Origin of the sequence: Hyalangium ruber (assembly GCF_034259325.1) — a bacterium.
GTDB classification, from domain to species: Bacteria; Myxococcota; Myxococcia; order Myxococcales; family Myxococcaceae; genus Hyalangium_A; species Hyalangium_A rubrum.
The window spans coordinates 69827-90022 of sequence record NZ_JAXIVS010000006.1 but is presented as its reverse complement, the minus strand read 5'-3'; the positions used below and the strand labels follow the sequence as shown (position 1 = coordinate 90022).

Annotated in this window: 16 protein-coding genes; 6 read left to right on the top strand and 10 right to left on the bottom strand. The window is 68.6% G+C overall.

The features are described from left to right. Positions 1-97 precede the first annotated feature (97 nt). Complete coding sequence (locus tag SYV04_RS18425; RefSeq protein ID WP_321547132.1) at positions 98-709, bottom strand: pyridoxamine 5'-phosphate oxidase family protein; 612 nt, start codon at positions 707-709, stop codon at positions 98-100. 118 nt (positions 710-827) lie between these two features. On the opposite strand from SYV04_RS18425, the gene SYV04_RS18420 reads away from it, so the two are divergent. The 3 genes from SYV04_RS18420 to SYV04_RS18410 all read left to right on the top strand — a co-directional run bounded on the left by SYV04_RS18420 (position 828) and on the right by SYV04_RS18410 (position 2555). Further along, positions 828-1289: a carboxymuconolactone decarboxylase family protein gene (locus tag SYV04_RS18420; protein WP_321547131.1), complete on the top strand. Its 462-nt coding sequence runs from the start codon at positions 828-830 to the stop codon at positions 1287-1289. Between the two features lie 179 nt (positions 1290-1468). Continuing rightward, the gene (locus SYV04_RS18415; RefSeq protein ID WP_321547130.1) at positions 1469-1894 is read left to right on the top strand and encodes a VOC family protein; all 426 of its coding nucleotides are present in this window, start codon (positions 1469-1471) and stop codon (positions 1892-1894) included. Positions 1895-1970: 76 nt separating this feature from the next. After that, a complete protein-coding gene (locus SYV04_RS18410) occupies positions 1971-2555 on the top strand; it encodes a hypothetical protein (RefSeq protein ID WP_321547129.1) in 585 nt (194 codons plus the stop codon). 27 nt (positions 2556-2582) lie between these two features. On the opposite strand, the gene SYV04_RS18405 is transcribed toward SYV04_RS18410, so the two are convergent. The 4 genes from SYV04_RS18405 to SYV04_RS18390 all read right to left on the bottom strand — a co-directional run bounded on the left by SYV04_RS18405 (position 2583) and on the right by SYV04_RS18390 (position 7211). Continuing rightward, positions 2583-3683: an aminotransferase class I/II-fold pyridoxal phosphate-dependent enzyme gene (locus SYV04_RS18405; protein ID WP_321547128.1), complete on the bottom strand. Its 1101-nt coding sequence runs from the start codon at positions 3681-3683 to the stop codon at positions 2583-2585. Between the two features lie 29 nt (positions 3684-3712). Continuing rightward, a complete protein-coding gene (locus SYV04_RS18400; protein WP_321547127.1) occupies positions 3713-4627 on the bottom strand; it encodes a dienelactone hydrolase family protein in 915 nt (304 codons plus the stop codon). Positions 4628-4689: 62 nt separating this feature from the next. Further along, positions 4690-5304 (bottom strand): response regulator transcription factor, encoded by a 615-nt coding sequence (locus SYV04_RS18395; RefSeq protein ID WP_321547126.1) that lies wholly within the window; start codon positions 5302-5304, stop codon positions 4690-4692. Beyond that, complete coding sequence (locus SYV04_RS18390) at positions 5301-7211, bottom strand: sensor histidine kinase (protein WP_321547125.1); 1911 nt, start codon at positions 7209-7211, stop codon at positions 5301-5303. The genes SYV04_RS18395 and SYV04_RS18390 overlap by 4 nt, the downstream gene beginning before the upstream one ends. A 232-nt stretch (positions 7212-7443) precedes the next feature. Here SYV04_RS18390 and SYV04_RS18385 point away from each other — a divergent pair, with 232 nt between their 5' ends. Continuing rightward, entirely contained in the window at positions 7444-8646 is a 1203-nt protein-coding gene (locus SYV04_RS18385; RefSeq protein ID WP_321547124.1) for a peptidoglycan DD-metalloendopeptidase family protein, read from the top strand. Between the two features lie 9 nt (positions 8647-8655). On the opposite strand, the gene SYV04_RS18380 is transcribed toward SYV04_RS18385, so the two are convergent. Next, positions 8656-9243 (bottom strand): DUF2378 family protein, encoded by a 588-nt coding sequence (locus SYV04_RS18380; protein ID WP_321547123.1) that lies wholly within the window; start codon positions 9241-9243, stop codon positions 8656-8658. A gap of 155 nt (positions 9244-9398) precedes the next feature. Here SYV04_RS18380 and SYV04_RS18375 point away from each other — a divergent pair, with 155 nt between their 5' ends. Continuing rightward, complete coding sequence (locus tag SYV04_RS18375) at positions 9399-11903, top strand: glycogen/starch/alpha-glucan phosphorylase (protein ID WP_321547122.1); 2505 nt, start codon at positions 9399-9401, stop codon at positions 11901-11903. Positions 11904-11965: 62 nt separating this feature from the next. Here SYV04_RS18375 and SYV04_RS18370 read toward each other — a convergent pair whose 3' ends face one another. Continuing rightward, the gene (locus SYV04_RS18370; protein WP_321547121.1) at positions 11966-12433 is read right to left on the bottom strand and encodes a DUF2383 domain-containing protein; all 468 of its coding nucleotides are present in this window, start codon (positions 12431-12433) and stop codon (positions 11966-11968) included. A gap of 271 nt (positions 12434-12704) precedes the next feature. Between SYV04_RS18370 and SYV04_RS18365 the strand changes: the two genes are divergently transcribed. Next, a complete protein-coding gene (locus SYV04_RS18365; protein WP_321547120.1) occupies positions 12705-14063 on the top strand; it encodes a phosphoribosyltransferase family protein in 1359 nt (452 codons plus the stop codon). A 16-nt stretch (positions 14064-14079) separates the two neighbouring features. Here the strand turns inward: SYV04_RS18365 and SYV04_RS18360 are convergent, their stop codons facing one another. The 3 genes from SYV04_RS18360 to SYV04_RS18350 all read right to left on the bottom strand — a co-directional run bounded on the left by SYV04_RS18360 (position 14080) and on the right by SYV04_RS18350 (position 20194). Further along, complete coding sequence (locus tag SYV04_RS18360; RefSeq protein WP_321547119.1) at positions 14080-16023, bottom strand: M3 family metallopeptidase; 1944 nt, start codon at positions 16021-16023, stop codon at positions 14080-14082. 85 nt (positions 16024-16108) lie between these two features. Then, positions 16109-19282, bottom strand: a complete 3174-nt coding sequence (locus tag SYV04_RS18355; protein ID WP_321547118.1) for a lamin tail domain-containing protein — start codon at positions 19280-19282, stop codon at positions 16109-16111. 108 nt (positions 19283-19390) lie between these two features. Then, complete coding sequence (locus SYV04_RS18350) at positions 19391-20194, bottom strand: SDR family oxidoreductase (protein WP_321547117.1); 804 nt, start codon at positions 20192-20194, stop codon at positions 19391-19393. Between the last annotated feature and the right edge of the window lie 2 nt (positions 20195-20196).

The window sequence follows — 20196 nt, the reverse complement described above, 5'->3', positions numbered from 1 at the left end:
TCTCACCCTTGATCGTCCCCATTCGATGGGCCGTCGCGCTCGCGCTCTGACTGGGAGCTGCCTCGCGAGCGAGCCCATCGACGTGGACGCTGGATGCTCAGTACAGCGTCGCCTTCACCCGGCCGGGCAGCTCGCGATCGTACTCGTCGCCGTCGAAGTCATCCGGGCTCAGCGCCTCGAGGATGGAGCCGGGGCTTGGGAACTCGGCGCGGGTGACGTGCCGAGCTGGGTCCCAAAGCCTGGAGCGGACCAGCGCGCGGCTGCATTGGAAGTAGACCGTCTCCACAGTGATGCGCAGCACGGAGCGCGGCGCCTTCCCATCGAAGGTGAAGCGCTCCAGCATGGACGGCTCGATGACGATGCTCGCCCGGCCGTTGACACGCAGGGTTTCGTTCACGCCCGGGACGAAGAACAACAGCGCGACGCGAGGATCCGCCAGGATGTTCCGCAGCGAGTCCATGCGGTTGTTGCCTCGGCGGTCAGGCAGCAGCAGCGTGCGCGTGTCCTCGATGACCACGAACCCGGCGGGGTCTCCTCGCGGCGATGCATCCAGCCCTCCAGGGCCGGACGTGGCGAGGACCATGAACGGCGATCGCTCGATGAAGGGCCGGTATGCAGGGTGGAGATGATCCACCTCCTTGAGCACGGACGACTTCCCGGGAACCCCGTACAGGCGTTCGAGCGTCTCCACATCGTTCACGGTCTTCATCCGGGGGCGCCTCCTGGGTCCTTTTTAGGCATTTGAAATGGCCATGTCACACGCGGCACCGGCTGCGTCGTCCTGGGGATGGAAGGGCACTTCGCCCCCCCAGAACGAGGACCTACACATGAAGCCCCGGATGAATGCTTTCGCGGTCGCGCCGGACGCCCTCAATCTCATGGTGGATTTCAGCAAGAAGGTGGAGGCCCTGGGGCTGGAGCCGAGCCTCCGCGAGCTCGTCAAGATCCGCTCGTCCCAGCTCAATGGCTGCGCCTTCTGCATCCACATGCACACCCGCGACGCCCGCGCGCATGGGGAGACCGAGGAGCGCATCTACCTTCTAAACGGCTGGCGTGAGTCGCCGCTGTACACCGACCGCGAGCGGGCGGCCCTGGGCTGGACCGAGGCCCTGACACTCGTCGCCCAGACGCACGCACCCGACGAGGACTACGCCGCGCTCAAACCGCACTTCACCGAAGAGGAGATCGTGAAGCTGACCCTCATGATTGGCGTCATCAACACCGCGAACCGGCTCGTCCTCGGCTTCCGGGCCGTGCATCCGATAACCCCTCGCGGTGAAGCCGCCTGATTCAACTCCTGCGGACGTCTTCGACCCGCTCTGCCCCGGCTGCTCCACATCGCGTACCGGATGCTGGGCATGACGCGCCTGTGCCTGGACGTCCTGAAGTCCGCGAAGGTTGGGTCAATTTCGTTCAAGACGGCGGCGCGTCGGTCCTCGCATGATGAGCGGCCTCAAGCGAGGAGTGTATGGCTGAATCCAAACAAGCACCCGTGCGCGCTCAACCGCTGATCGCGGTGAGAGACGTGAAGGCCAGCAGCACCTGGTACAAGGCCCTGCTGGGCGTGGAGTCCTCCGGGGACCCGGATCATCCGCACCGGCTCTTCTATGACCGGCTGATGAGCGGGGATTCGCTCATCCTCCAGCTCCACAGCTGGGAGGACGAAGACCACCCCAACCTCATGGGCAGGGACAAAGCACCGGTTGGACATGGCGTCCTGTTGTGGTTCGAGGTGGACGACTTCGATGCGGCCGTGGAGCGAGCGCGGAAGCTGCGAGCGACGGTGGTCGAGGAGCCGCACGTGAACCCGGCGCCCCAGCACCGGGAGATGTGGCTCCGGGATCCAGACGGGTACTACGTCGTCCTGGCGAGCCGCGACGGGGAGGCGGGGTAGCGGTGCGGCGAAGAGTCCAGGGCGCTCGATGCGCTCTGGCGTGGGAGCGCGCAATCCTCCCGAGAGGACTCAAGAAATGCTCCAGAAGTTTGTGGCTCGCGGCGCGGTGCTGTCGGTGTTCCTGTCGCTGTCCCCTGCGTTCGCCGCTGAGGAGGAAGAGGCGCCACCGCCCTCGGGCCTGTATCTCCAGCCGCATGTCCACATGCTCTCGGGCTGGACGCTCCACGTGGAAGACTCCTTCATGCAGCAGGACTACCAGGTGGAGCTTCGCAAGGGCGGCGGAGTAGGGCTGCGGCTTGGCTATGACTTCACCCCGCACGTGGGGCTGTTCGCCTCGGCGGAGTTGAACGCGGAACGCGAGGGGCCCTACTCCGGTTATGGCGCGGGGCTGACGCTGCGGACGGGGATGCTCGGCCCGGTGCGGCTGAACGCCCGCGTAGGGGCGCGGCTGTTGGATCCGGTGACGACGCTTGTCTACGGAACCGCGGGCGCGGGACTCGAGGTCTTCCTCTTCCGCCCGGTGTCGCTGGCGCTCGAAGTGGATGGGGCGGTACCGCTCGCGGAGGGCACCCGGTTCAACGGAACGAGTCAGGATAACGTCTCGGCCGAGGGAGGACCGGTGCGTGGAATCCTCGGCATCACCTGGTACATCGGCGGGTAGAAGACACCCCGGAGGAGCGCCGCATCCTCAGCCGCGCAACGCCTTCGAGATCGCGGCGAGGCCGCTGGTGAGCTCGTCGGCCGTGGGCCAGCCGTAGCCAAGGCGGAAGTGCGTGTCGGGCATCTCGAACCAGTGCCCGGGACCGACGTACGTGCCGTGCTTCTCGAGCAGCCGCGCGTAGAATGCGGCCACACCGCCCGGCGGCTCTGCGCGCATGCGAGGGAAGCACACCACTCCTCCAGCGGGGCGCACCCACTCGAGCCGATCTTCCCCCTGCATCCAATGTGTGACTTGAGCCAGGCGCCGGCGCATCTCCGCCAGCACCGGCTCGAGGAGCGCCTGCCGGTTCTGCAGCACCGTCAGCGCCACGTGCTCGTCGAGAATGCTGCCGCAGATGCTGATCTGTTCCTTGGCCGCGAGAAAGACTTCCTGCAAGCGCTTGTTCGTGGTGATCAGCCAGCCGACTCGGATGCCGGGGACACCATACGCCTTCGAGAGTGACGACACGCTGATCACGTGCTCGCCCAGCGACGCCGCGAGCGGCAGCACGCCGTCGTACGACAAGTCACGGTAGGTCTCGTCGACCAGCAGATAGCAGCCCCGCTGCTTCGCCAGGTCGGAGAGCTGGCGAAGTTCTGCCTCGGTCAACATGACGCCGGTCGGGTTGTGCGGGCACGTGATGCTGATGAGCTTCGTCCGCGGCGTCACGGCCGCGGCCAGCCTGTCGGGATCGATGCGAAAGCCCTCCTCGAACTTCAGGTCGAAGAAGCGGATGTCGCACCCGATCGCCCGCGGCGTCTCGAGATTCGTGGCGTAGTTCGGTCGGATGACGACCAGTTGGTCTCCGGCGTCGAGCAACGCCGTCGAGATGATGAACAGCGCGCCCGCGGCCCCGGTCGTCATCAGGACATCGTCGGCGCTCAGGCCACCGCTGCCCGCGGCAATCAGCTCGCGGAGCGCACCGTTGCCACGATGTTCGCCGTAGAGAAGGGTGAGGTCCGGAAACGTGACCTTCAGATCCGATAGCTTCTGGTCCGCGATCGAGCTCTCGGACAGGTTGTAGCGGATCTTGCCGTAACCGTACTCTTCGGGTGATTCCACCTCGATCGGCATTCGGACGTAGCGCACGCAGCCTCCCTCGGTCGAAGAGACTATCCTCAGCGCGCCGCCGGCGGAGCGAGTTCCTTGAGGAGCCAGGCATCGCGCTCCTCGGCGATCTTCGCGGGCGTCATGGAGTGTTCGGCTTCATAGAAGCGCCGCTCCTTGGGCGACTGGGCCGCGCCGAACAGGATGGCGGTGCTGGCATGCGAGACGTACTCGTCCTGTTTTCCAAACTGGAAGAGCGTGCTCGCGTTCTTCACCTGGCGGAGGTAGTCGCTCGGCTCCAGGACCGCGTTCTGGCGGAGGTAGTCCGCCTTGGACAGGGGCTGCTTGCCGAAGAAGGCCCAGTCGCTGAGGCTGGGCGCGGCAGCGATGTACACGTAGGTCTTCGCCCGCGGCGCCACTCCGGCGGCCAGCATCCCGTACATGGCGCCGTAATCGTGGCCCACGAACCCGACGCGGGCCTTGTCCACCTGGGGCTGCGAGAGCAGCAGCTCCATGGCTCGCCGCAAGGCGATGACCTGACGCTGGGAGTTCTCGTAGTCCTGCTCGGGGACCCGGCTCCCGTACCACTTGGGCGTCGACCACATGGCGTCCACCAGCAGCGAGACCACGCCCCGGGAGGCCAAGCTCACGGCCTCGTTCAGGAACTGGGTGCGGTTGGTGGTCTTCGGCTCGCCGAGCCAATGCACCCAGAGGACTCCCGCGAAGGGGCCCGCGCCGTCGGGTACGACGAGAAAGGCCTTGACCGGCTCGCGGTCCGGCGCAGCCACGAAGGTGATGTCACGCACGGTCGCGCCCCCACGCTTCTCGACGGACACCTCCTGGAGCTTGAACGGAGCCTGGGTGTCGTACGTGAAGAGGGCGATCCGAGCCTTGAACTCGTCATCTGGCCCCGCGCCCCACGCGGAGGGCGGCGAAGCAATGCAGGCAGCGACCAGGAACACGGCAGGGAGAGCAGAGGCGCGCATGGTGAACACGAAGGCTACCGTACAGGGAGGCTGGGCGGTGCTGGTGCTTACACAGCGCGGGCTCAGCCCTGGCTCAGCCGGTCCACGAACCGCACCAGCTCCGCCACCGAGTCCACGTCCAGCTTCTGGATGACGCGGGCGCGATGCACCTTGATGGTCTTCTCGGTGGTGCCCAGCTGCTGGGCGACCTCCTTGTTGGTCAGCCCCTGGGCCACCAGCGTGCATACCTCGCGCTCGCGGGGAGTGAGGACGGCATGACGCGCGTGCAGCGCGGCTGTCTCGGTGCGGCCGACGCGCGCCGACGCGTCCTTGAGCAAGGCCTGGGAGATGGCTCCCAGCAGTTGTTGCTCATCAAAAGGCTTCAGGAGGAAGTCCACCGCGCCGGCCTTCATGGCCCTGACGCTGGCCGGCACATCCCCGTGGCCGGAGATGAAGATGACAGGCAGGTGGCAGCCCTTGGACTCCATGGCCTGCTGCAGCTCCAGCCCGTTGAGCCCCGGCATTCGCAGGTCCAGCACGGCGCAGCCCGGCATGTCCCCGGACAGTTGCGCGAGGAACTCGGCGGGCGAGGCGAAGGACTTCGAGGCATAGCCGACGGCCCGCAGCAGTCGCCTCAGCCCCCGCAGCACGGACTCATCGTCGTCCACGAGGAAGATGGTGGCAGGGGGTTGTGTCATGGCGAGGACTCCGTGTGCGCCGCGGGAAGCAAGCACCGTAAGAGAGCCCCCTGACCCGGAGGGCTCTCGGCTCGCAAGTGGCCGCCGTGCGCCTCGACGATGGAGCGGCTGATGGACAGCCCCATGCCCAGCCCGTGCGCCTTGGTGGAGTAGAAGGGCTCGAAGATGAGGGCCAGCCGCGCCGGCTCGATCCCTGCTCCCGAGTCCTGCACGCTCAGCTCCACCTGCCCCGGGCCTGGCGAAGCGGTGAGGACCCGAAGCTGGCGCTTGCCCACGGGCACATCGACCATGGCATCCATGGCGTTGACGAGCAGGTTGAGCACCACCTGTTGGAGCTGGATTCCGTCCCCCTGGACGGCGGGCAGCGACGGGGCCAGCGCCAGCCGCAGGTCCGCACCGCGCAGTTGCATGTCGTTGGCCAGCAGGCGCGTCACCTCGCGCACCACGTCATTGAGCGAGTGGAGCTCCTGCAGGGGCTCCCCCCGCTTGAGCAGCGCGCGCATGCGGTGAATGACTTCGCCCGCGCGCTTGTCGTCGGAGATGATGTCCCCGAGGGCCTCGCGCACCTCGTCCAGCTCCGCGGGGGTGGCGTTCAGCAGGCGGCGCGCGGCCTGGGCGTTGCTGAGGATGGCGGCCAGGGGCTGGTTGAGCTCATGCGCCAGCGAGGCGGCCAGCTCACCCAGGGCGGCCACCCGGCTCACGTGGGCCAGCTGATCCAGGGTTCGCCGCGCCTCCAGCTCCGCGAGCTTCTCCAGGCGTTGGCGTTCGACGAGCTCAGCCTGGGCACGCATGCGGCGGCGGCGCTCCACCACGAGCCCCCCGGCCACCAGCGCCTGCAGGCCGCTGATCGTCAGGGCCCCCAGGACCCACCAGCGGTAGCGCTCCCAGAGCGTGGGCTCGTCGAAGGCGAGCCGCACCCCGGGAGGCACCCGATCGCGGGGAATGCCCCAGCGCCGCAGCGCGCGGGCATCGACCGTCAGCGTGTCCACGGGTGCCGGCTTCAGGGGCGCGAGGAATTCCTCCTGCTCCCCGCGCAACACGCGGGCGGTGAGCATGCCCAGCTGCTGGCCCACCGCCTCGTAGCTGACGAGCGCTCCGCCGACGAACCCCACCCCCAGTACGGTGTCGTGGAGGGCGAAGCAGGGCCGATTGCTGGCGGAGAGCAACATGCGTGCGATCTCGCGCCCCACGAAGGGTCTCCCGCTGGGATCGGTCATGAAGGTGAAGGTGAGGACCGTGGTGTCGTCCGGCAGGGTCCTCGCGCGATCGAGCAGCTCGGCCAGCGGCAGGTTGCTCAGGTCGATGAACTCCAGCCCCCGCTGCGCCAGCAGCGGTTGCAGCTCTCGCACCAGTTGCTCCTGCTGCGCGCGCTCCCAGGGGCTGGAGCCGTTGATGAGCGCCAGCCTCCGTGTGCCGGGCAGCAGCTGCAGGGCCAGCTCCGCGGTGGTCCGCAGGTCATAGTGCAGCAAGAGGCCCGCCACCCGCTCCGGGCGAGGCTGCTGCTCCCAGAGCCGCTCGTCCTCGGAGAGGACGATCACTGGGATGTCCGGCCACAGCGCCTGGCGCAGCTGCAGGGCCACCTGGATGGCGTCGGAGCGGAAGGCGATGAGGGCATCCGGCCGGCGCTCCCGGTACTTGGCCAGATACCAGGTGTGCAGGGCGTGTGTGTAGGCAGGCCCGCGGGCCCAGCCCAGATCCAGGCTCTCGACATCCAGCGTGATCGGGCCGTCCTGGGTCTCCCACAAGGAGGAGCGGAGACTGGCGACGAGCGTTGCCATGGCAGGCAACGCCGTGTCCTCGGGGATGAGCAGGAGCACGGACTTTCCTGCCGGACGCGCCTCCTGGGCCACCGCCTGGGGGGACAGCAGCGAGAGGAGGCAGAAGACAAGGACCGTGCGCCAGGACATGGCAGTCTCCATGGCACGGGTCGTATCAAATGCCCGAGGCAGCAGGCACCTTCGCCGGCGGTGCCGCCGCGGGCGACCTTGTCGGGAACGGGATCACCCGGCCGCCTCCTCTCGCCTGCGAGGCGAAGGTGCCGATGCGGCGCGGCCTGTTCGCCTGCCTGGAGGCCTCTCGTGGGCCAGCCACATTCTGGCTCTCCAGGAGAACCTCTTCTACACTCCTGTATCAGCGCCCATGCGAATCATCCCTCCCCTGCTCTGCCTGGCGGCCTTGCTGGCCGCCCCGCTCGCCTCCGCTTCCGTCCGCTACGAAGTGAAGAACCGCCGCATCGAGCCGCGGCAGACGCTCGCCCAGGCCCTGCATGACGCGGCGCTTCCTGACGCCCAGGTCGAGGCCGTCATCTCCGCCCTGGAGGGCGTGTTCGACTTCCGCAAGTCGCGCCCCGGGGACCAGTTCCGGCTGGTGCTGAGCGGCGGCGTGCTGGACTTCTTCGACTACCGGCAGAGCGCGGTGGACGAGTGGCAGGTGCGCCGCGACGGAGAGAAGTACGTGGGCAGCAAGCGCACCATCGAGGTGGAGAAGCGTGTGGAGCTCGTCTCCCTGGAGATCTCCACCTCGCTCTACGAGGCGGCGCTGGCGGCCGGGGAGGACCCGGGCATCGGCGTGGTGCTGGCGGACGTGTTCGCCTGGGACATCGACTTCTACCGGGACACGCGCAAGGGCGACAAGGCACGGGCGCTGGTGGAGAAGTTCGTCTCCAAGGGCCGGGTGCTGCGCTACGGCGAGGTGCTGGCCGCCGCCTATGAGGGCGGACTGGTGGGCACCAAGCGCGTGTTCCGCTACCAGCCGGGCACCGAGCAGCCCAACTACTTCCAGGAGGACGGCACCAGCGCGCGCAAGACGTTCCTCAAGAGCCCACTGAAGTTCGCCCACGTCACCAGCGGCTTCGGCTCGCGCGTCCACCCGACGCTCAAGTACGTGAAGAACCACAACGGCGTGGACTACGGCGCGGGCATCGGTACCCCCGTGTGGGCGGTGGCGGACGGCACGGTGACGAAGCTGGGCAACACGGGCGCCGGCGGCAACACCGTCTGCGTGCGGCACACCAACGGCTTCGAGACGTGCTACCTGCACCTGTCGCGCTACGGCTCGGGCGTGCGCATGGGCGGCCGGGTGAGCCAGAAGCAGGTCATCGCCTACTCGGGCAACACCGGCCGCAGCACCGGGCCGCACCTGCACTTCGCCCTCAAGCGCAACGGGGCCTTCGTCAACCCGCTCAACCAGAAGTACCCCCGCGCGGACCCGCTGCCCAAGGCGCACCTGCCCGACTTCCTCGTCAAGGCGAAGGAGCTGGCCTCGCAGCTCGACTCCATCTCCGTGGCGACGGCCTCCGGTGGCTCGGGCTCGGAGCCCCAGGCGGCCGCGGCCGCGCCCTGAGCGGGGCCCCTACTCCCACTCGAGGAAGAACTCCGCGTGGTCCAGGGAGTGGATGGTGCTCGTCACCCTCCCCTCCACTCCCGTCACGCGGAGGGCGGCGGCCAGGGTGCCCTCATGGAAGGGCGCCGGCTGCATGTCCTCGCGGAACACCAGGCGCAGCTTCCGGGAGTTCACCGCCTCGCAGGTGTGCGAGCCGTAGTTCACCAGCGTGGAGTAGGCGACGGGCGTGTGCGCGAAGGCCCGCGCCGGATCCTTCCTGCCGATGATCTTCGCCAGCGCTCGCCCCACCGTGGAGGTATAGAAGAAGCGCTCCAGGCATGCGGAGCCGCAGGCCCGGAGCCCCTCCTGCTGGGAGCCCAGGTGCGGCTGGAGCCGGTCCGCGGCAGCGTAGAGCAGGCGGGTGAAGTCGCCCGCCGGGTAGGAGAAGAAGTCGACGACCCGCTGGAGCCCCAGCTCCTGGGCGAGGCAGTCAGCCGCCTGCTCCCCCGCGCGCTCCGCCACCAGATCCAGCACGGCGGTGAAAGCCAACCCTCGGACCGTATGAACCGGCTGCGCCAGCTCCAGGCGGCGGGCGAGCTCGGTGGTTTCTGGGGACATGCGGATGCTGGCCTCCGATGCGTTGCAGGCCCCCCGATTGCCTGACGTCCTTTCTAGCAGACCCTCACGCAGGGGTGGAGCCAGGCCACCAGTCGCGATAAACGGAGGGTTCCGGCCCGCCGTGGCCCATGGACCCTTAGAGAGGATCCCCTTCGATGGCAGAACCGCTGAGGCTTCAGTCCCCCAACTCCCCGCAGCAGTCCGAGGAGGAGGACGTCTCGCGTACTGGCAAGGACCCGGTGAATGTGCGCCGGGGCTTTCTGGAGCACGTGCGCTACTCGCGCGGGAAGAATCCGGAGACCGCCACCGCGCATGACCGCTTCATGGCGCTGTCGCTGGCGGTGCGAGACCGGCTGGCACACCGCTGGGTGAAGACGGCGCGCACCTACTACGAGAAGGACGTCAAGCGCGCCTATTACCTGTCCGCGGAGTACCTGCTGGGCCGCGCGCTGGGCAACAACCTCATCAACACCGGCATGTACGAGGCCGCCGAGCAGGCCATGCGCGAGGTGGGCGTGGACCTGACGCGCCTCATCGAGATGGAGCCGGACGCGGGCCTGGGCAACGGCGGCCTGGGGCGACTGGCGGCGTGCTTCCTCGACTCGCTGGCCACCCTCGCCTACCCGGGCATGGGCTACGGCATCCGCTACGAGTTCGGCATCTTCACGCAGGACATCGTCGACGGCTACCAGGTGGAGCGCGCCGACGAGTGGCTGAAGTTCGGCAACCCCTGGGAGATCGTCCGGCCGGAGAAGGCGGTGCCGGTGCGCTTCTTCGGGCGCGTGGAGCACCACCAGGGCGCCGACGGCCAGCGCGTTGCCCGCTGGGTGGGGGGAAAAACGGTCGTAGGCGTGCCCTTCGACACTCCCATCGCCGGCTTCGGCAACAACACGGTGAACACCCTGCGGCTGTGGCAGGCGCGGGCCAGCGAGGAGTTCGACCTGCTGCTGTTCAACGCGGGCGACTACGAGCGCTCGGTGGTGGAGAAGAACGACTCGGAGGTCATCTCCAAGGTCCTCTACCCCAACGACGCGTTCCAGGCGGGCAAGGAGCTGCGGCTCAAGCAGCAGTACTTCTTCGTCGCCTGCTCCATCGCGGACATCGTCCGGCGGTACCTGAAGACGCACACCGACTTCAAGGACTTCCCCAACAAGGCGGCCATCCAGCTCAACGACACGCACCCGGCCATCGCCGTGGCGGAGCTGATGCGCGTGCTGGTGGATGAGAAGCGCCTGCCGTGGGACGAGGCGTGGCACGTCACCCAGGGCACCTTCGGCTACACCAACCACACGCTCCTGGCCGAGGCGATGGAGAAGTGGCCGGCGACGCTCTTCGAGCGGCTGCTGCCCCGCCACCTGGAGATCATCTACGAGATCAACCAACGCTTCCTGCGGCAGGTGCAGATCCGCTACCCGTTCGACCTGGAGCGGATGCGGCGCATGAGCCTGGTGGAGGAGGGCCCGGAGAAGATGATCCGGATGGCGCACCTGGCGGTGGTGGGCAGCCACAGCGTCAACGGCGTGGCGGCGCTGCACACCGACCTGCTGCGGCGCGACGTGCTGCCGGACTTCGCGTCGATGTTCCCCGAGCGCTTCAACAACAAGACGAACGGGGTGACGCCGCGGCGCTGGCTGACGTGGTGCAACCCGCGCCTGTCCAAGCTCATCACCGAGCGCATCGGCAAGGGCTGGGAGACGAACCTGGACCGGCTGCGCGAGCTGGAGCCGCACGCCGACGACGCCGAGTTCCGCAAGGCGTTCCGCGAGGTGAAGCAGCAGAACAAGCAGGACCTGGCCCAGCACGTGAAGGACCTGCGCTGGGTGAACCTGGATCCGAACGCCATCTTCGACGTGCAGATCAAGCGCCTGCACGAGTACAAGCGCCAGCTGCTCAACGCGCTGCACACGGTGGTGCTGTGGATGCGGGCGCGGAGGGATCCGTCCACCATCATCCACCCCCGGGCGTTCCTGTTCGGGGCGAAGGCGGCGCCGGGCTACCAGCAGGCCAAGCTCATCATCCGGCTCATCAACGGCATCGCCGAGGTGGTCAACAGCGACGCGGGCACCACGGGGTTGCAGGTGGTGTTCCTGCCCAACTACCGGGTGAGCCTCGCCGAGCGCATCATCCCGGCGGCGGACGTGTCCGAGCAGATCTCCACCGCGGGCATGGAGGCCTCCGGCACCGGCAACATGAAGCTGATGCTCAACGGCGCGCTGACGCTGGGCACGCTGGACGGCGCCAACGTGGAGATCCGCGAGGCGGTGGGCGACGAGAACTTCTTCCTCTTCGGGCTCACCGCGGACGAGGTGATCGCCCGCAAGAAGGCGGGCTACCGGCCGCGCGAGGTGTACAACGAGCAGCTGGAGCTGCGCGAGGCCATCGACCTCATCGCCTCGGGCTTCTTCTCTCCGGAGGACAAGAGCCTCTTCAAGCCGCTGGTGGACGGGCTGCTGGAGGAGGACCGCTACCTGGTGCTCGCCGACTTCGCCTCGTACCTGCAGGCGCAGGAGGAGGTGGCGCGGGCCTACCAGGACACGGAGTCCTGGACACGCAAGTGCATCCTCAACGTGGCGCGGGCGGGCATCTTCTCCTCGGATCGCACCATCCGGCAGTACGCGGAGGAGATCTGGCGCGTGAAGCAGACTCCCGTGGAGTCGTAAGCGGGTGACGCGCCTGCCTGGGCTCTTCTCGGGCCCGAGGCAGGCGCTGTCCCGGCGGCGGCTCAGGGGTGCATGCCGGTCTGCTCCCAGGACCGGGTGCGCAGTGACTCCTCGATGAAGGCCAGGTGCCGCTGCTCATCGTGGAAGTTGCGGTCGATGATCTGGCGCACGTCGTCCGTCCACTCCTGCTCCATCGCCTTGCGGTACGTGCTGTTGGTGAGCCGCTCGTTGCCCTGCATCGCCCGGAGCGCCGCCTCGGTCCCCATCAGCGCGGTGACGGCCGTGAAGCCCTTGAGCAGGAAGCCCTTCACGTCCGGCCTCTCGCGGGCCTTGCCGCCCATCCTCTCCACCACGATGGAGAGGTCCTGGATGTGGCGCCGGTGGTCCAGCTGGAACTCCCGCAGGCGCATCCGGAGGAACTCCTCGTGGATGCGATCGATGGCCGCCTCGTAGGCCCCCACGGCGTCGTAGTCGAGCGCGATGAGATCATTGAGCCGCTCGATCATCTTCTGATTGTCCATCACCGCCATCCTGCCCTCCTGCTGCCGTCACGCGGGGAATCCGCGCAGCACAAGCTGGGGAAGGCCCGGGGTGACCTCAATGGCCCCAGGGTCTGGGGCATGCATGCGTGAATGAGGCAGGGCGGCTGCTCGGTCTCTCACGGAGCGGGGACATGGGCCGCTCGGGCGAGCCTTGGCCGCTCGGGCCTCACTCCTTCCAGGCGCGTCCTCCCTGCTGGCCCCGTGCTCGGAAAGTGCCTTCTTTAACGTGGACTGCTTTTCGCTTTGGCCGGGAGGGACCATGCGCTTCGTGAATCGAGAGGAGGCGGGACGGCGACTCGCTCCGTTGCTGCTCGGGTACAAGCACGAGGCGCCCATCGTGCTCGGCCTCCCTCGCGGGGGCGTCGTCGTCGCGTATGAAGTCGCCAGGGCGCTGGAGGCTCCCCTGGATGTCTGGGTCGTCCGCAAGGTCGGCGCCCCTACCTATCCCGAGCTCGGCCTGGGCGCGGTCGCCGAAGGCGGCATCGTCTACCTCAACCGGGAGACCATGGAGGAGGTGGGCGCCTCCGATGAGGACGTCGAGGAGATCATCGAAGAGGAGGCGGAGGAGGTCGCCGAACGGGTGAAGCGCTTCCGGGCAGGCCGGCCCCCTCCCCGGCTGCAAGGTCGGACCGTCATCCTCGTGGACGATGGCATCGCCACGGGGGGCACTGTTCGAGCCGCCATCCAGGCACTCCGGCAGGTCGGGCCACGGAAGATCGTCCTCGCGGTGCCCGTGGCCGCCTCCCAGTCCCTCGAGGAGCTGCGGCCCCTCGTGGAGGACGTCGCCTGTGTCGAGGCCTCCTCCGAGTTGCACGCCATTGGAGGCTGGTACGCGGACTTCCATCAGGTCCCCGACTCGGAGGTCATCCGGCTGCTGGAGTACACCCGCCGGGACATCAAGCGCCCGGAAGCGCGGCCCTCCCCCTCGGGAGTCCTGGGGCTCGAGCAGGAGGTCTCCATCCCCATTGGCAATGCGTCATTGAAGGGCACGCTCTCGCTGCCGCCAGGAGCCCGGGGGCTCGTGCTGTTCGCCCATGGGAGCGGCAGCAGCCGGTTCAGCCCTCGCAACCGCCATGTCGCGGCGATCCTTCGCCAGCACGGGCTGGCCACGCTCCTCATGGATCTCCTCACGATCGAGGAGGAGGAGATCGACGAGGTGACCGCGGAGCTGCGCTTCGACATCGACCTGCTCGCGCGCCGCCTGGTCCAGGTCACCGACTGGGCCGAGACCTTCCCGGTGCTCGGGGGGCTCCCCATCGGCTACTTCGGCTCGAGCACCGGAGCCGCCGCGGCCCTGGTGGCCGCCGCCGAGCGCCCCAGCCGGGTGAGCGCCGTCGTCTCTCGGGGAGGCCGGCCGGACCTCGCCTGGGACAGCCTGGAGCAGGTCCGTGCCCCGTCGCTCCTCATCGTGGGAGGCAGGGACACCTCCGTCATCGAGTTCAACCGGTGCGCCAGCGCGAAGCTCAGCGCCCAGCGGGAGATCGTCATCATCCCCGGCGCGACCCACCTCTTCGAGGAGCCAGGCGCGCTCGATGAGGTGGCGCGCCTGGCGAGCGAATGGCTCCTCCGACACCTGGAGCGGGCGAGCCTGGGCCTGGGGGCTTCTCCCGCTCCCTAGCGCCTCTGCCCGGCGCTCACCCCGCGTTGAGCCACGTCTCGTAGGCGCGGAAGTCGTAGTCGCGGCCCAGGAAGTCCTTCACCAGCACCGCCGCGTCCTTGGAGCCTCCCGGTTCCAGCACGGCGCGGCGGTAGGCCTGCGCGGGCTCGGGGTTGAGCAGCCCCTTGTCCTGGAACACCGTGAACAGGTCCTTCGCGATGACCAGCGACCACATATAGGTGTAGTAGATGGCCGAGTACCCATCCAGGTGGCCGAAGGACAGGTGGAAGTAGGTGCCCTCCACGTAGGGGAAGGGCGTGTACTTGCTCTGCAGCTCGCGCACCACGGCGGTGGCATCCAGCCCCTTGGGCGTGCGCCGGTACAGCTCCAGGCTGAGCGCCGCGTAGAACATCTGCTGGCGCACCCACAGGCCCTTGCCGAAGTCGTCTGCCTTCTTCATCCGCTGGATGACGTCCGCGGGCAGCGGCTCGTTCGTCTGGTAGTGCCTGGCGAAGGACTGCAGCGCGGCCACGTCCCGGGCCCACTCCTCCAGCATCTGCGAGGGCGCCTCCACGAAGTCCCACTCGGTGCGCACCCCCGACAGGCCCGCCCACGGCGTGTGCCCACCGAAGAGGTGGTGCAGCAAGTGGCCGAACTCGTGGAAGAACGTCTCCACGTCGCCGTGCTGCATCAGCGCCGGCTCCACGCCGGGCTTGGGGAAGTTGCACATCAGCACCGCCTCCGGCAGGCGCTGCCCCTGCTTGCCGGTGACCAGCGTGAACTGGGCCGCGTGCTTGTACTTGTCGGCCCGGGGGTGCATGTCCAGGTAGAAGCGGCCGACCTGGGTCTCCCCCTGGAGCACGTCATACGCCTCCACGTCCGGGTGCCACACGGGAGCGCCCGCCACCCGGCGGTAGCTCACCCCGAAGAGGCGCGAGGTGATGTCCAGCACGCCCTGCTTCACCCGCGTGTACTCGAAGTAGGGGCGCACCGACTGGGAGTCGAAGCTGTACTGCTCGGCCTTCACCCGGTCGTCCAGGTACGCCTGGTCCCAGGGCTCCACGCGCGTGGCGCCCGGCTCGTCCTGGCGCTTGCGCTGCAGCAGCACCTGGTAGTCGCGGCGGCTGCGCTCCTCTGAAGCGGTGGCGATCTTCTCGATGAAGTCCCCCGCGTTGCGCTCGCTGCGGATCATCTTGTCTTCGGTGGCGTAGGCCGCCCAGTTGACGTAGCCCAGCAGCGTGGCCAGCTCGTGGCGCCGCTCCAGGAGCCGCTGCAGCACCTCCACGTTCTTCGGGAAGGCGCGGGAGCGGTTGGCCCGCCACAGCTTCTCGCGCGCCGAGCCATCCTTCGCGTACGTCATGAAGGGCACGAGGTCCGGGTAGTCGGTGGTGATGCGCACCTTGCCGTCCGGCCCCGGCGCGTGGGCCCGCACGTAGTCGGCCGGCAGCCCCTCGAGGGCCGAGGGCGGCAGCTCCACGGTCCGCACGTCCTCGCGGATGTTGCGGTCGAATTCCTGGCCGATGCGGACCAGCTCCTCCTGAAGCTCCTTCACCCGGGTGCGCGTGGCCTCGTCGCGGTCCACGCCGGCGCGTCGGAAGTCGCGCAGCAGCTTCTCCACCCACTTGCGGGTGGGCGCGTCCTCTCCGGAGACATCCAGCGAGGCGATGACGTCGTAGACGCCCCGGTCGAGGGCGATCTCCGTGGCGAGCATCTCCAGCTGCTGCTCGGAATCCTCGGAGGCCTTGCGCATGGCCTCGTCCGGGTGGCTGTGGCGCGCGACGCTGGCGCGGGCGCTGGCGTCGGAGAGGGCGGCGGTGGCCTCGTCGTAGATCTCGAGGGCCTCGCGGACCTTGCGCGGAGCCGGCAGGGACTTCAGACGCTCGATGCCAGAGCGCGCGGTGGCCAGGGCCGCCTCACTGGCGCGGCGGAACTCCTCCGGCGGGCAGGTGATGAGACGGGCGGCGTCGGGAGTGGCAGGCACGGTTCTGCTCCTGGAGGAGATGGGTCGCGCCCCAAGCTAATGCGAGGCGCGACCTGGAGCAGCAGCTTTGGAGGCCGGCCTGCCGCTAGGGAGACTCTGGAGGGTGGGCGTTGTTCTGCGGTTGACGGGCCGTGCGCACCACGAAGTCATCCGCATTCCAGTCCGAGTCGATGCCATTGCCTCGGGTGGCGTCCGCCCCCCCTTCCATGCTCCCAGGCGTGGACAGGAGGGCGGCCTTGCGCTCCAGGCTGCCGGCGGCGCTGGCGACTGGCGCAGCCTCACCCTCGGGCGCGTAGGCCGAGCCCCAGCCGAGGTTGTCCACCGTGGCGGAGTCCACGATGTTCGAGCCCAGCCAGTTCCAGCCGATTCGGATGTTGCCCCCCTCGTGCGAGGTGGGCTGGGCGTAGCGCAGCGCCGGCGCCACGCTGCCGGCATAGCCGGTGTGGGCGATGAGGTAGAAGCTCCGGGGCGCGAGGCTGGTTCCCTGGGGCACCGTGGCGAGGTCCTGGAAGTGCCGCCCCTGCGCGGGCAGGTACTGGACCTTCCACCCGCTGATGTCCACGGCGGTCTCGGTGGGGTTGTAGAGCTCGATGAACTCGTCGGTGTCGTTGACGGACACGCCATCGGTGCCCCTCGAGGAGAACTCGCTGATGACGACATGGTCGGTGGGACCGAGGGGCTCCGCGCCCACCGTCACGGTGCCGTAATTCCCCACGCTCGGCTCAGGGGCGATGCCGTTCTGGTCGCAGTACGTGTAGCCCGAGAAGGAGCGCCCCACCGGGTCATACAGCCGGTAGCGGAAGCCGTAGGAGTACGTCCCTGGGGTGAAGATGCGCAGCCAGCCCCAGTTCTCATCCTTATAGGTATCGAACGCGGGCGAGGTCGTGTCGTAGAAGGGATTGAACCGAGAGGACGACCATTGCCAGTTGGCGGGGTCGGCGCTCGTGCCGTAGCCCAGCTCCACCTGGACGTGCGGGTAGTCGTCGTTGCCCGCGAGGTTGCGGTCCGTCAGGCTCGGGGCCGAGAACTGGCTGTAGAGGGTCTTCCGCGAGCCGTAGGGGATGACCGCCGGATAGGTCCACGGATCGAACGGGTCGGGGAACGTCTTTGGGTACTGGATGTTGCAGAACACCGGCGCCGGGCCCACGTTCACCCCGCAGGTCTCGTTGGGCTGACCCGGTGTCCCGTAATCGCCTCCGAGCAGCCGCACGTCCACGCTCGAGTCGCACCAGTACCAGGGCTGCCGATAGGCCCACGTGCCAACCACCGCCGAGGCGAGGTTCATGGAGCGGCCGGACGTCTGTGGAAAGCTGCTCGACCAGGTGAAGTCCTCGAGCAGCGTGCCGGACGTCGTGCGGACCGTGAGGCGCCCCTCTGCGCCGAGCTCGAACGCGGAGCCGTAGGCGTAGTCCACGGGGACGCCGCCATTGGTCGCGAAGTCCTCGCTCTGGCCGAGCACGTACGAGCCTCCGGCGGGGATGAGCACCGCATGGCCCGGTCCGGAGCTCAGCGTGAAGCCTCCGGCAACAGCGCCCCCCGCCGTGTGCTCCACCTGGACGCCGGCGATGTTCAGCAGCCGCTGCGAGGCGTTGTGGAGCTCGATGTACTCCGTCGTTCCGGAAGACGGGCTGTGCATCAGCTCGGAGATGGACAACTCACCCGGCGCCGGCCCGGACGCGGTGCCGCACGCCCCCGCGAAGCACACCCCGTCCGCGCCAGGACAGGCCACTCGCGTCTCCGTGTCCTGGCAGGTGGGCGCGTTGCCATCGAGGACACAGGTGGAGCTGAAGGTGACGCGCGTGACGGCGTCCACCGCGCAGGTCGGCTCGGGCACCTCGCAGACCACGCCCTCGCAGGGGTCCAAGGTCGCCACAGGTTGAGCCTCTGGGAGACTCGCGTTGCCCGCCGAGTCCCAGACCACCACGGCAAAGGAGTACCGCGTGGCGGCGCTCAATCCCTCGACGGTGAAGGACTCCGCGCTCCCAGGCGCCTGGGGAATTCCGGACATCGCCAGCGTCGCCGCGTCGAACTCCTCCCGCGTGGTGATGGGAAGCGTCGAGTAGCGCAGCTCGTGGGAGGTGGCCTGGCCCAGGCTTCCATCATCCCCCACGGCGGTCCAGGCCAGCGTGATGCTCGAGAAGGACTGGCCCGTGCTCGTGAGCGACACCGCGGCCGGGGGCGTACCGTCGAGGACATCAAAGGGATTGCTGTCCACCGTGGGAAGCGCGCCGGCCCCCGTCGTGAGCTGGAAAGCGCCGCCCTCCTGGTCCACGAAGAGCTCTGAGAAGGTCGCCAGGCCCTCGACAGGATCCACGGCCAGCGTGCCGCTGAGCTGGGAGGCGGGATTTCCACCCGAGAGAGAGACCACCACCGTAGGGCTGGAGACACGCGAGCGGTTGCCGAAGGAATCGATCAGCTCGACCCGAACGGCAGAGAGCGCGGCACGCACCCGGCCGCCGACGGGCTGGGTGACGAACCGCAACGCCGTGGGCGCCCCGGGCAGCACCTCGAAGGAGGAACTCGTCGCGGGAGCCAGCCCGCCCGACGTGGCTCTCAGCGCATAGCCCGTGCCTGCTTGCTTCAGCACCGCGCCCGGAAACCGCGCCACGCCGTTGACGGCCCGCGCCGTAAGCGAGCCCTCCAGCACCGCCGAAGGAGGCCCCGCCGCCAGCGAGAGCGAGACTTCGTCCACCGCCTCCGTCACGGTGCGCCCCGCGTCATCCTGAAGGGAGACCTCCAGCACCGGGCCCACCGGCTCGCCCGCCATCGCCGACAGGGCCGCCTCCGAGAAGACGAGCTTCGTCGCGGGAGGGTTCACGAACTCGATGGAGGGCCGCTCGTCGAGCACCACCACGCCCTCCCCACCTTCGACCAGCGCCGTCACCTGCTTGAGCCCTGCCTGGGTGGACGTCACCGAGGCGGTCGTCACGCCGCTGGCATTGCTCTTCACCGTGGGCTGCGTGACGGCGACGCCCGCGCCGGAGACTTCGAGTCGCACCGCATACCCGGACAAGGGCTCACCGGAGCCATCGCGCACCGTGACGGTCACCGTCACCAGGTCACTGCCGTCCGCCCGAGCCCCCGTCGCCGGAGCCACCGCGACCGAGGAGCGGCTCGCATCCGGAGACGCTGTGGGCGGAGTCGGTGGCGTGGGTGGAGTCGGCGGCTTCGGTTCACCCCCGCCACACCCCGTGAGTAGAGCGAGGACCAGGAGGCTCAGCCCGAGCAGCCAGGCGAGCGAGAGGGAACGAAGCGGCATGCGTCTCTCCGGTAGGCCCTCGCGGCACCCAGGCCACGGCGAGCACCCTGCCCGCTTCTACCAGACCCGCGAGGCCTCCCGGAATGTCACCCCAGACCAGGCAGGCGGTCAGCCGCTGATCGCCTGCATGATCACCCCCGAGCCCAGGAGCGACCAGCCGCCATCGCACAGCATCACCGAGCCGGTGATGTAGGAAGCCGCGTCGGAGGCCAGGAAGAGCGCGAGGTTGGAGATGTCCGACTTGGCGCCCATGCGCTGCAGCGGCAGGGACTGGACGATCTTGTTGCGCGCATCCTCGGAGGGCGCCAACCGCCGCATGCCCTCGGTGTCATCGATGGGCCCCGGGGAGATGGAGTTGATGCGCACCCCAGCGCCGCCCCACTCGATGGCCAGCACGCGCGTGAGCATGTCCACGCCCGCCTTCGCCGCGCACACGTGCGCCTGCATGGCCGTGGGCAGAAACGCCTGCGGCGCGGAGATGTTGATGACCGAGGCCCCCGGCTTGCGCAGGTGCTCGAAGCCGGCCCGGCACGCGTTGAAGGTGCCCACCACGTCGATGTCCATCACCGCCTTGAAGCCGTTGGAGGACATGCCGAGCGCCGGCGCCGGGAAGTTGCCCGCCGCGCCGCACACCAGGATGTCGATCTCCCCGTACGCGTCGCGCGCCGTCTGGAAAGCCTTCTCCACGGAGGCGTAGTCGCGCACGTCCGCCGGCACGCCCATGGCCGTGCCGTGGGCCTGGAGCGACTTCACCGCGCCCTCGAGCTTCTCCACGTTGCGGCCATTGATGACGACCTTGGCGCCAGCCTGCACGAAGCGCTCGGCGATGCCGAGGTTGATACCGCTGCTGCCGCCGGTGACGAAGGCCACCTTGCCCGCGAGCAGCCCGTCCTTGAATACCCCTTCAGCCATGG